Source organism: Alteromonas sp. H02, from assembly GCF_059682525.1.
Map to the genome: position 1 here is coordinate 4544419 of NZ_CM185021.1, position 12493 is coordinate 4556911.

At 42.3% G+C, this 12493-nt stretch carries 12 protein-coding genes; 5 read left to right on the plus strand and 7 right to left on the minus strand.

The window, feature by feature from the left end; translation table 11 throughout:
- Positions 1-115: 115 nt before the first annotated feature.
- Both gmd and AC566Q_RS21060 read right to left on the minus strand, forming a co-directional pair.
- A complete protein-coding gene (gmd, locus tag AC566Q_RS21055; RefSeq protein WP_499610454.1) occupies positions 116-1231 on the minus strand; it encodes a GDP-mannose 4,6-dehydratase in 1116 nt (371 codons plus the stop codon).
- The gene (locus AC566Q_RS21060; protein ID WP_499610459.1) at positions 1228-1704 is read right to left on the minus strand and encodes a hypothetical protein; all 477 of its coding nucleotides are present in this window, start codon (positions 1702-1704) and stop codon (positions 1228-1230) included. Before AC566Q_RS21060 ends, gmd begins: the two co-directional genes overlap by 4 nt.
- A 211-nt stretch (positions 1705-1915) precedes the next feature.
- On the opposite strand from AC566Q_RS21060, the gene AC566Q_RS21065 reads away from it, so the two are divergent.
- From AC566Q_RS21065 to AC566Q_RS21085, 5 genes are all read left to right on the plus strand, one after another.
- The gene (locus tag AC566Q_RS21065) at positions 1916-2392 is read left to right on the plus strand and encodes a hypothetical protein (protein WP_499610462.1); all 477 of its coding nucleotides are present in this window, start codon (positions 1916-1918) and stop codon (positions 2390-2392) included.
- Positions 2393-2461: 69 nt separating this feature from the next.
- Positions 2462-2746: an IS66 family insertion sequence element accessory protein TnpA gene (gene tnpA, locus AC566Q_RS21070; protein ID WP_024016272.1), complete on the plus strand. Its 285-nt coding sequence runs from the start codon at positions 2462-2464 to the stop codon at positions 2744-2746.
- Positions 2746-3081 carry an IS66 family insertion sequence element accessory protein TnpB gene (tnpB, locus tag AC566Q_RS21075; protein ID WP_126874057.1) on the plus strand — a complete coding sequence of 112 codons (336 nt, stop codon included), beginning with the start codon at positions 2746-2748 and terminating at the stop codon, positions 3079-3081. Before tnpA ends, tnpB begins: the two co-directional genes overlap by 1 nt.
- A 23-nt stretch (positions 3082-3104) precedes the next feature.
- Positions 3105-4673, plus strand: a complete 1569-nt coding sequence (gene tnpC / locus AC566Q_RS21080; RefSeq protein ID WP_499617577.1) for an IS66 family transposase — start codon at positions 3105-3107, stop codon at positions 4671-4673.
- A gap of 37 nt (positions 4674-4710) precedes the next feature.
- Positions 4711-5445 carry an IS4 family transposase gene (locus tag AC566Q_RS21085; protein WP_499617579.1) on the plus strand — a complete coding sequence of 245 codons (735 nt, stop codon included), beginning with the start codon at positions 4711-4713 and terminating at the stop codon, positions 5443-5445.
- Between the two features lie 260 nt (positions 5446-5705).
- Here the strand turns inward: AC566Q_RS21085 and AC566Q_RS21090 are convergent, their stop codons facing one another.
- The 5 genes from AC566Q_RS21090 to AC566Q_RS21110 all read right to left on the minus strand — a co-directional run bounded on the left by AC566Q_RS21090 (position 5706) and on the right by AC566Q_RS21110 (position 12478).
- Entirely contained in the window at positions 5706-6827 is a 1122-nt protein-coding gene (locus AC566Q_RS21090; protein WP_499610468.1) for an ISAs1 family transposase, read from the minus strand.
- Between the two features lie 72 nt (positions 6828-6899).
- A complete protein-coding gene (locus AC566Q_RS21095) occupies positions 6900-7811 on the minus strand; it encodes a WcbI family polysaccharide biosynthesis putative acetyltransferase (protein WP_499610472.1) in 912 nt (303 codons plus the stop codon).
- Positions 7808-8557, minus strand: a complete 750-nt coding sequence (locus AC566Q_RS21100; RefSeq protein ID WP_499610475.1) for a Stf0 family sulfotransferase — start codon at positions 8555-8557, stop codon at positions 7808-7810. The genes AC566Q_RS21095 and AC566Q_RS21100 overlap by 4 nt, the downstream gene beginning before the upstream one ends.
- On the minus strand, positions 8550-8867 hold the full coding sequence (locus AC566Q_RS21105) for a hypothetical protein (RefSeq protein ID WP_499610478.1): 318 nt from the start codon (positions 8865-8867) through the stop codon (positions 8550-8552). The genes AC566Q_RS21100 and AC566Q_RS21105 overlap by 8 nt, the downstream gene beginning before the upstream one ends.
- The gene (locus tag AC566Q_RS21110) at positions 8864-12478 is read right to left on the minus strand and encodes a glycosyltransferase (protein ID WP_499610480.1); all 3615 of its coding nucleotides are present in this window, start codon (positions 12476-12478) and stop codon (positions 8864-8866) included. Before AC566Q_RS21110 ends, AC566Q_RS21105 begins: the two co-directional genes overlap by 4 nt.
- Positions 12479-12493: the final 15 nt, after the last annotated feature.

Below are 12493 nucleotides of genomic sequence, written 5' to 3' on the forward strand. Positions count from 1 at the left end.
TTAGGGGGAAGTTTACATTTGCCGAAAATCATCAATTATTTTTATGATGACTAAACAACAAGCTGGTGTGTTCTATTTACTAATTGGGGAGCATGTCGCTCCCCAATTAGTCATACTATTCTTTTGCTACAGCTACCGAGTAACCATGCTTTTTAAGTAATGCGTGTTGTTTGGCTTTTTGCAGATCGCCTTCCACCATTTCGGCACACATTTCTTCAACAGTGATTTCGGGCACCCAACCCAGTTTTTCTTTGGCTTTGGCCGGATCGCCGAGCAAGGTTTCTACCTCTGCAGGGCGGAAATAGCGAGGATCGACTTTAACAATCACATCACCAACGCTTACACCTGGCGCATTTTCACCTTCAACCGCAGTAACGGTAGCGATTTCATCTACGCCTTCACCGCTAAACTCAACGGTAATACCAGCTTCTTTACAACTCATGCGAACAAACTCACGAACAGAAATTTGTTTACCAGTAGCGATAACAAAATCCTCAGCGTGATCTTGCTGCAGCATCATCCACTGCATACGAACGTAATCTTTAGCATGACCCCAGTCACGCAGTGCATCCATATTGCCAAGGTACAGGCACGACTCAAGTCCTTGGGCGATATTTGCAATACCACGTGTGATTTTACGCGTTACAAAGGTTTCACCACGGCGTGGAGACTCATGGTTAAACAAAATACCGTTACACGCATACATACCATAAGACTCACGGTAGTTAACCGTGATCCAGTAAGCGTACATCTTTGCAACTGCGTAAGGGGAGCGTGGATAGAATGGCGTGGTTTCTTTTTGTGGGATCTCTTGTACTAAACCGTAAAGCTCAGAAGTGGACGCCTGATAGAAACGGGTTTTCTTTTCCAAACCTAAGAAGCGAATGGCTTCAAGCAAACGCAACGTACCAATAGCATCAACATCCGCCGTATACTCTGGCGCTTCAAAGGATACTGCAACGTGTGACTGCGCACCCAAGTTATATACTTCGTCCGGCTGCACTTCTTGCAATATACGCGTTAAGTTAGATGTATCTGTTAGATCACCATAATGCAGATGAAATTTAGGATTTTCGTTGTGTGGATCTTCATAAATGTGATCAACACGTTCGGTATTAAACAACGACGCACGACGCTTAATACCGTGTACTTCGTATCCCTTTTCTAACAAAAATTCGGCTAAATAGGAGCCGTCCTGGCCGGTTACACCGGTAATAAGTGCTTTTTTCATTTATTAATTCTCGCTTTTAAACTTAACAACTGTTCTGTCAGATTCTTTATATGGACCTCAAAACCTTTAGATTTACGACCTAATTCAATAGCCATTTCAAAATATTTAAGAGATCTTTGTAAACTCCCTATTTTCTCGGAGCAATATGCCATCCATATAAATGGATTAGGACTTTCACTGGCAACCTTATGAGCAGCATCAAAATAGTGGAATGCGATATCTACTTTATCCTCATAGAAATACAACTTTCCTAACGACATTAAGATTCCGAAATTGTTTCTAAAATTATCTTCAATAAATTTAAGAATTACCGGCAACCTCTCGCTTTTGACTTTGTTGTGAAATGAATTAACCAACAAAATAAAATCTTCGGAAGTAAAGTACTGAAGAACACTTTGTTCCTTTTGAAGTATTGGAAGCACTTTCGAGAGCCCATTCTTATTCTTGAGACTCCAAACAGTAGTTACCTTCAAGCCATTCGGGTGATTCTTAAATATTTTAAGGAGATAATCTAAAAATGAGTCATCGAACGTGTCGAGATCTTTAACAAGATTTATAAGAAAATGCTCTACTTTAACACTGAGCTATCCCCACGAATAGTAAAATAAAGTCAAAGAGTTAGGGAACATTCATGGCATTTGGTGATCAGATCTTTCGCCAAAAAAAACCAACACAGAAAACACCATGAATGCACGCTCTATATTGAACAATCTTGTCTCTTTTGTCAGCCATAAAATGCATAAAACCCGCAAACAGGCCGTTGTCGCCTGTGTGCGAAGCTTGATTGAGAGCGGTTCGGCCACTGTGACCAGTATGGGGCGCGGTATCCGTTCCAATGCCTATGAGAAACACCGTATTAAGCGGGCTGACCGGCTGTTATCTAATGGTCACCTCCAGCGTGAAGTACCGTTTATCTATGCAATGATTTGCCGGTTATTTTGTACCTGTAAACATCCTGTCATTGCCGTTGACTGGTCAGATTTGGATAAGTGCAAAAAGCACTTTTTACTTCGCGCCGCAATTGTCGTTAAAGGGCGGCCTATTACCCTTTATCAGGAAGTGCATGATAGAAAAGCCAGTGCAAAAGCGACTACACATAGAGACTTTTTAGAGATATTGCACACGCTCTTACCGGATACCTGCCGTAAGCGATCAATTTAGACCGTCTTTTCCTCATTGAACTACCCCGTAAAATAGTCCCCGTAGATTTTACTCACGGAGACTTAATCGATGGCAACAAAAAGACGAACACGCGAGCAATGGCAGGAATTGATTGATAAGCAAGCAGCAGGCGAACTGACAGTCAGTGAATTTTGTGCACAGCATGCGTTAACAGTATCAAACTTCTATCTGTGGCGTAAAAAACTGAGCGATGATAGCCAATCGCTTGCGCAGCAAGATAACTGGCTTGCCTTTGATATGCCAGCAAGTGCGAACCAGAGCGCAGGCTCTGCCTGGGAGATTGAACTGGCATTACCCGGTGGTGTGGTGCTGCGGATGAACCGGGCTGCCTGATGTTACCCTTATCCAATGGGCGTATTTGGCTGTATACCGGTAATACCGATATGCGCAAACAGTTTGATGGGCTGGCGGCACTGGTACAGGGCAAACTGGGGATGCAAGCGCATTGTGGTGACTGGTTTGTGTTTATCAATAAACGCCGTACCCAGCTCAAGGTGTTGTATTACTACCAGGGCGGTTATTGTTTGTGGAGTAAACGGTTAGAAAAAGGCACCTTCGCCAAAGTCACTGACGGTACAGCAAAAACACCATTAAACAGTGCTCAGTTACAGTGTTTGATTGATGGCATTTACTGGCAAAAAGACAAACAAAACAGGCGATTTAATTGACTGATTTTGTTATAATTTACGCCATGAAAACACATTCTATTAGTCACCTTTCACCGTCTGAAATTGAGGCTGCCTTTGCTCATCAAGCTGAGGAGATTGCGCAACTCAAGCATCAACTGGACTGGCTTAAACGCCAGTTGTTCGGGCGTAAGTCTGAAAAGGTGTTAGTGGATAATCCGGCGCAGAGCAGTTTGTTTGATGAGGGTGAGACACACGCCTTACCGGCAGACACCAAACCGGTGAAGGCCCATACCCGTTCCTCACAAAAGCAACGTCGCGACTCGGATGTGAATGATGAAGGCCTGCGTTTTGATGAGACGGTGCCTCAGCTGATTATTGATGTGCCTGCGCCTGAGTTACAAGGAACGAATGCCGACCAGTATGATGTCGTTGATATCAAAGAAACCCGTCGCTTAGCACAACAGCCCGGCAGTTATGTGGTACTGGTGTATCGTCGTCAGGTCGTGCGTCATAAAACCACGCAAACCCTTAAGGATACCCCAGCGCCAACCAATGTACTGGAAGGCTGTTACTGCGATGTTTCATTACTCGCCGGGCTGATGGTGGATAAAGCGGTGTATCACTTACCACTTCACCGCCAACATCAACGGATGCTCGATAGCGGCATTACCCTTAGCCGGGCTACCTTAATCAACTGGATACAACAAGGCATTGAGCTGCTTCGGCCCATTGCCAAAGCCCAGTGGCAACACATCCTGCAAAGTAACATACTGGCCATGGATGAAGTGCCCATTAAAGCCGGGCGCACCAAAGGCGCGGGTCGAAAACCGGGGCAAATGAAACAAACCTACTTCTGGCCGATGTACGGTGACAGTGATGAGGTGGCGTTTACCTGGAGTCACAGCCGGGGCATGTTGCATGCCAAAGCACAGTTACAGGACTTTACCGGTACCTTGCTCACAGATGGCTATGCCGCTTACACCAAAACGGTTGAGCAGATAAACCAACACGAACAAAAGATAGTGCACGCTGCCTGTTGGGTACACATGCGCAGAGGCTTTGAAAAAGCCCTCGACAGTGAGCCGCAAACAGCACAACAGGCACTGGATATCATCGCCACGCTCTACCGGCATGAAAAACACATCCGGGATAAGCAATCAGACCTGGCTGATATCCATACCTACCGCCAACAACACAGCGAACCCTTAGTCACTGAGTTCTTCCGGTGGGTCTACCAACAACGCCAGCGCACCGATTTACTGCCCAAATCCCCCTTCGCCAAGGCGCTTCACTATGCGCATGAGCGGGAGAGCCAACTTAAGGTGTTTCTGAGTAACCCCGCGTTACCCATGGACACCAATCATCTCGAACGGGCACTGCGGGTAATCCCCATGGGCAGAAAAAACTATTTGTTCTGTTGGTCCGAACTCGGGGCTGAACAACTGGGCATATTACAAAGCCTGATGGTGACTTGCCGCCTGCAAGGCGTCAATCCCTACCATTATCTGGTGGATGTATTGCAGCGTGTAGCACTGCACCCGGCCAAAGATGTACTCGACCTGACGCCAAGAGTCTGGAAAGAGAAATTCGCGGACAAAAAATTGACGAGCGATTTAGATAAAATGGGGTGATCCGGGTCTATATTGATCGCTTACTACCTGCCAGCCCATTATTGTCACTGATGCGGGCTACAAATCGCCGTGGTTTCGTGAAGTGCAGGCATTGAGATGGCATATTGTCGGACGTGTGCGAAAGCCACATTTATATTCGCTGGATGGCGGTAATGAATGGCAATCTATCGCTGAGCTTTATCTAAAGGCTACAACACGGCCCAAGCGATTTGATAACGCGCTTATCGTCAAGTCACGACCTTTTGCCTGTACCTTGGTGTTGGTTAAAGAGAAAGCGAAAGGTCGACGAGCGTTTAATGCCAATGGCTCGCGCCAACGGGATACCAATTCATTGAAATATGCTGATGGCGCAAGAGATCCGTGGCTACTGGCGACGTCATTGCCCTACCATCGTCACTTATCTAAACAAGTCATCGATATTTATCGCCAGCGCATGCAAATAGAAGAAGGCTTTCGGGATATGAAAAGCACGCGCTTTGGTCTGGGGTATGAAAATAATCGCAGCACAACCAAGACACGCATTACTGTTCTGGTCTTGCTTACCACACTGGCTTCGTTAGTGGCTGTACTGTTGGGCATGCTATTAGTTGTCAGTAACAAGCATCGACGCTTTCAGGCAAATACCGAAACAAAATCCGTACTATCCTTTCACTTTCTTGGCTTGAGAGCTTTTAACACCTCAATGCGATTTACCCTGCATCAGTGGAAAAAGACGATCCGCTGGCTTGATGAACTCACCGCTGAAGCTTGCATGAGCAAGAATACATGCTAAATTCGTGGGGATCCCTCAGACTTTAACATTTGGTAAATATTCGTTATCTATCTCCAGCGAATCGTGTCGAGAATAATTTAATACCTTTTCTAAGCCCAAACACTTAAGCTCACAAAATTCAAATGAATTCAAACCAGTAGCTTTAAAATTCTTCTTAAAATGCGCTACGAACTTGAACTCATCTTCGAGGTTATCGCTAGCGAAATTCTCAAGTGTTTCATCTTCGAAGGCTAATGCAGGCAGGGCGAGAGCATGAGTGCTCAAATTTCGTTCAACGCTACCAAACCCGCCGCTAACACCTTTTCCAAGTAATCAGTGCTGCCATGCGCACGCTTCTGTTTCCGTGGCACACTCGTTTTTCTGGTTGTCTCCGCACGAAGCATGTTCAAGGCAAGCTTCCTCGCTCCTGACAGTATTTCGGCGGCATTGCCACGATATATCTGGCATTCATCTTCTTTCATTGAGACATCAAGGACCCAATGAAGACTGTTTTCTACTGCCCAATGACTACGCACTGCGTTGGCAAAGCGTGCTTTAGTTAAAGCTGCTGAACTGATGTAGTACCGGTATTCCAAAGATGCTTTACCTTTTTTTGGCTGCCGATAGCTTAACGTAACGCCTATCGTTTTCAGCCCTTTCCATTCAGGAAACCTATTCACTAACGATGCCGCATCCATAACATGGTACGCTCTTGCTTCGCCTCGTCCATGATGTTTCTCCAGACAAATGACTTCTTGGTTTACAGCACCCGCAAGCTCATTGCGCACGGCATCATGAAGTTCCTTTTGATTACCTTTTAGAGCAAGAAGATAATCACCACCACTCTCTACAATCTTCTCCGCAATAGCAGTTTGGCAGCCCATCGCATCTATTGATATCAAGCAACCTTTGATATCCAGCAGGTTCAGTAAGGCTGGAATGGCTGTGATTTCATTCGACTTACTCTGGGTCTTAATTTGCCCCAATACCACATTATTTTCGGCTGCAAACGCATTCACCATATGGATGGCTGATTGCCTGTCTTCACGATTGTAAGAACCGCAAAGCCGCTTACCATCAATCGCAATTAACTGCCCGTCGGATAACTCGGCGACTGACTGCATCCAACCGATAAAGCAACGCTGGAATTGTTCGCTATCGACTCTTGATATCACACGAGCAATCGTGTCATGAACGGGCAGTCCATTTTTGAAAAGCCCTTTCTCGCGAAACCAGTCAAAGTGTAAATCACCAAAATCTTCAATGTCTTCCCAGCCTTTGGCACCAGCGATGGAAGCACACACGACAAGGAATAAAATATCAGTGAATAAATGTGCCACCTTAGCTGATTGACGAGGATCTTCTAACTCACTAAAAAGCTGTTCAAATGCACCTGTACCCATGACTCTCTCCGCAAAAGAGAGTATAAGATCACAGTCACTAAATTTCGTCCAGTTGTAATATCTCTTGTTAACTCAGTTGGTCAATAAATGTTCGTGATCTTGCCCTGCTAATGCAGGTTTGTAATAAAAATCGGACAGTATTTCAGACTCTTCGATATACTTGGCTTTTTCCAGGTCAGAATTTCCAACATTAGGATAATGCGAGAAAGTACTAACCAACCTTACCGTGGAGTTAGTATGGCGCTGAAAAATCGAAGTATATACTTGTAGCCAGTTGGAATGATAACCATATTCAAATCCCATAACCTCAGCATCGGCCGGCGAAATACATACAACCCCTTTCGGTAAGCCCGGATACGCTAATGAACGTTTGGGAACAACTTCGTTCCAAGACAGAATCTTAATTATTTGCTCAGCAATAAAACGAAATAATGGATATGTTGGATGGTTTCTGGTATCGAATAAGGGTATTCCTCTAATATTTTCATTAATAAATTCTGAAGTCTTTATATCACACGAAACTTCTCGTGCCTTTAATATTTGCAAAGAACTTTCAAATCGTTCTAAGATATTTGTTTTCTCAAATATCGAATTTTTAATTACGAGATCACCTCGCAGCTCTCTTTCGTTTTCGTTCAAATAACTTAAAAACGGCTCCAAACCATAAAAATCCGAATTAGTATCATCCTTATTAATTAATCCAGCGAAGCCGGTGCTATACAGATAAGGGAATGATATAAGTACCTTATCCGCGTATTGTGTGCGAATGTAAGCATCAGAAAAATAATGCTGTTCTGACAAGGGTTGATAAATAATGATATCCGAATTATCAAACAACTTATGTGTTGCTTCGTTACTTAAAACATGTCCACTTTTCGGGTTGTTATAAACGGCATTCACAGTCATCCTATTAGCAAACAACTCCAAAAACATATTCGCTAGAGTGGAAGCCTGACAGTTACCGAAGAATGTTATTTTTATCATTTCCCTAAAACTTCATTTTTGTATTTTTCAATCCATTTGCCTGCCAACTCTCCAGATATTTTTTTCAAACTTCTATCTTTTAAAACAATGCCATTACTCTCCAGCTTTAACAAAGATGCCACTTCGTAAATATAATTTCTAGATTTAACTGAATCCTCGTACTTAATTTCATACACATTCATATTAAAATCATTGATTAAGTCAGTTAGAAAACGTTCTTCCTCTTCAATTTTTCTAACTTCTGCATCTATCTCATCGTATGAATATTTTAATTTACTGTCATCTCTATTTTTTACTGAAAATTTGCCGAGTAGGTCTTTCACCTCGCTATCTTCAGATACCTGATGATAGACATTCGTATGCTTTGCAAAAATCCTTGATACAGCCTGAGCAACTTTGTCGTCCCTAAAAATCCTAACCCAAAGGAAATCTTTAAAGTAATCACAAAACGCTTTTTTGTGAGAATCTCCTTGTACCAAACCGGAATCTAACAAAATCTTACCTAGCACACCAATTTGGCTTTGCATAATTTTAACTGACAAAGAATCAGATGCAGGAACATAACCTTTATTAAGTGATTTTTCAAAATCTAACTTCAACTGATCAGGGTCGTTAACATTCTGAAAATTATCAACTATACCCGAAAAATACTCGGAGGGTCTACCAAGTAAACCGGTACTAGCAACATCTTCACATATCATTGTGCTCCCACTTCTTTGAGTGGAAAGTAGTAATATTTTATTCATCTTTTTTCACCGCTTCACTAGTAATTATTTCGTATGCTTTTTCCAATCCCACAGCATTGTAATGATTTAAATCAATCCGAAACTTAGCATCTTCATTTCTCTCTTGTAGTAAAGATGCCGGAATTTGAGTATCGAAAACTTTATTTATATTGACAATATTAGTCTTGTTTAGTCTTTTCGAGATAGACTTTAGTTTTTGCTGCAACGCTTCTTTAGAAGAGTGCGTAAACCTAATTAACTTGAAATGGACTCGTTCATTTAAACGTATAGGATCGTTTACTCGACACGAGCCAATAGGTATATAATTCATACGAGGCTCCTGTAACCGACAGATACCTTTTCTAGCCCAAGCTCTTTCTTAGCGTATATGTTTGGAGTATATCTATCCTGCAAGAAAGTTAATTCAATCAGATCTGAAAGTTCCTTTGCTGAAGAAGCCCGTTCTCCATTAATAGTTTCCATTATCAATTCACCACACCCGCCATTATCAAACGTGACAACAGGCGTATTACATGCCATAGACTCCAAAATGACATTAGGTAAATTATCCTCCAAGCTTGGAAGCACAGTTACATCAGCTGCACTATAACCCACGGCAAGTTTCCACTCCTCATCAATATGGCCAAGTGCCGTAAATGGAATTGGTAGATTTTTGGTTTCTTCAGATGCGTGGCCAAACATCAATACATGCAAATCATCTCTTTTGCTCGCCAAAATGTGAGCTACTTCCATTAACTCTTTGAAGCCTTTGCGTCGCTCTCCATGGCTCTGACATGTAAAGAGAAGTATTTTCTTGTCTTGGGGTAGATTGAAGAAACTTCTTGCGTGAGCTTTTCCTGTTGGCTGAAAAACGTTTGTATCAAGGCCGTTACGAATAACCTTAACCGGCTTGTTTCTGAAAGCCTGACTTTGTTTCGCACAATCTGCCAACCACTGGCTAGGGGAGACAATTGTAAGATCTTTGTCTTTCCAGCGCTGTACCTTTTCATTTAAAACTTCGGAAGGAAAAGCCTTCTTAGGCTCACTTAACTGTGGGCAATCGCTGCAATCATTAGTATAGCCAACGCATCCGTTTGAGTAATGGCAACCGCCTGTAAACGGTGCCATATCATGTAAGGTCCAGATGACTTTTTTGCCAAAACTTAAAATATAGTCAATGACTTCTACAGAGAGAAACATCTGTACCCAATGAAGGTTTATTACATCAAAGTAACGTAAAAACTCTACTTGCTCTTTGGTTAAGCTCGGATACAACTGATTAGAGAAAAATGTGCTACCTTCATGAGTAAAGTTTCTATCAAGGCTTAAAGAGGCCTCATAAAGCTTTTGTTGCTCCTGGTTTAACTCTAGCTTGTAATCAGCGTCGTGTAATCTTGGTGAAAAACTAATGCAGCTTACATCTACGCCTTGCTGTCGCAACCCCTTCGCTAATCGTACTGCGGCAATACCAGCTCCGCCTTCAGTATAAGTTGCTAACACTGCATACTTAATTTTTTTAGCGGGCACATGCACAGGCAAAAGCTTCTGTTTGGTTTTACCCTCATCCTCACATACTGAAGATAATGATTCGATATAAGCATTTACTGTATAGCTTCTTGCTGCTTTAGATGCCTCGGTGCCGTAATGACTTAATGAGTCTTTATCATTACAGAGCTTTAAGAGTGCTTCGGCCATACTATCAATGCGGTTACCCGATTCAATTAATAATCCACTTTGCTCATGGGAAACCAGGTTTTTAACGCCTTCACAGTCTTTGAACGCTATAACGGGTAAACCGAAAGACATCGCTTCAAGGGCGGTTAAGCCAAAACCTTCAAATAGTGAAGGGAATGCAAATACATCTCCCATTGGGTAAACATTATGTATATCCTTGCGAGCCCCCATCAGAATTTCGTCTGGGTTTAATCCGAACTCTATACACTGCTGTTTCAGCTCCTTGAGGAGAGGACCCTCGCCATAAATCTTAAGTTTCCAACCAGGTAAGTGTTTCGAAACTTTTGCAAACGCACTAATTAAGGTTTTATGGTCTTTTTGCTCCGACAGCCTGCCTACTGAAAGGATAACTTTTGAGTCTGAGGCTTTTTGATGATTTTTTGCTTTTGCAAAAATTTCTTCAGAAAGAAAATTGGGTAACACGAAGCATTTGTTCTGAAAAACTTCAGGTACTTGCTGTGCAAACTCGTCAAAAAGAACACCGACTCTATCCGCTTTCTCAAGTGCGACTAAACGCATGTATCTTTCCATTTTGGATTCTGCAGGATACAAAGGCGAATAGAATTTGAACTCAGGAGCATTATGTAAAGACGCTATATGTAACGTATTATCATTTTCTTTGCGGCCTAATAACGTATACGGATACGTTGAAGGCATGTGTGAAATCACTACGTCAAATTGGTGATGATGGAAAAATCCTGCATATATTTGCGATCGCCAGAAATGCGGGCTTTTTTTCCACTCATCAAAATCAGCTTCCGTTGGTTGATAATCGAGCTTATCGAAATATCTACCGCCATATTTCTCGAAAGAAATATCTATTTGGTCGGCTGGCATTAGGTACTGATTTTTATAAGGGAAAATAGCTAAATCGATTACAGGGATATCCGGGTGTAACTGATAATATGACTCACCTGCCATACCAAAGCACTGAACGACAGTCACTGCGTGCCCTTGCTCAAACAATTTGTTGGCAGACTCTACTGCAATCCGTTCAGCACCACCGGATGCATTGGTGAGATAATTTAAAGCAATACAGATCTTAAGCTTATCGCCTTTATCTTTTTCCGCTGGCTTAATTCGTCCACAGAGCGGCTTCTTACGATTTTCTAATGACATGAACATTGCTTTATGAAGCAATGAGTCTGTCTCTAATGCTTTAACAAGATATTTATCGACAGCTTGATCGTCTACTGTATAGCCATGCCAGTTTTTATAATATTTAAGCCCATATAAAAATTCGAAAAAGTCTTGGTCCAGCTCACCGAAACAATATTCCAGAACTCTTCTATTTTCTTTGATGCCGACCTCTTCGTTGAAAGACGTGCCGCCGGGCATCATCACCAAAATATTCTTTTGTAATGGCCCAGCTCGGAAGCCAGCGAAGAAGCTTCTGACAAATAAATGGTAATCTGCGGCTAACCGATAAGATTCATCATATCCCTGAAGATAATCATAACAATCCTTATGTAAGAATAAAGTTTCGTGACCTCCAGGCACACCTTCCACTAACATAGCCTCAGACCATGGTTTAGCCTCGTCTGCAACAACGGCTACTCCATTTTCGTCGGCATAATAAAACCCTGCGTAACTAATTTGTAACTCGTTTTGAAGTAGGTTTCTAACTGACAGCTCAACCGCTTCACTTATGTAAAAGTCATCAGCATTTAAAAAAACGATGTACTCGCCTCTTGCCAGTTTTAACCCTTTGTTCATCGCGTTATAAATGCCATCATCTGGCTCACTTACAATATAATCCAAGTGCTCTTCATATTGCTTGATGACATCAAGAGTTCCATCTTTAGATGCGCCATCAATGACAATATACTCAATATTCGAATAAGTTTGGCCTAAAACAGATTCTATGCACTTGCCTATAGTTTGTTTATTATTAAATACAACAGTGACAACAGTTACTAGCGGAAGAGCATCGGAGTCATTCTGATCTCGACTTGATTGAACAAGCCTTTTTCCACCTTCATACAACGGAGGAACATCTTTTCTTGGAACTTTATCCCAGGTGCCACAAAACTTATCAAATTTGATCTCTTTGCTTACCACAGAATTCAGTTTTTCGCAGAGTTTTTTAGCAGAAGGGCTTTTAGCTTCAGCTTCTAATTTCTTTAGCTTAACAAGAGCCTGGTGGCTTCGCCCTTGCTTATGATCCAATATAACCTCATTGAATCTCGATGATAATAATGTGCTCACTGAGAAAGACTCCTT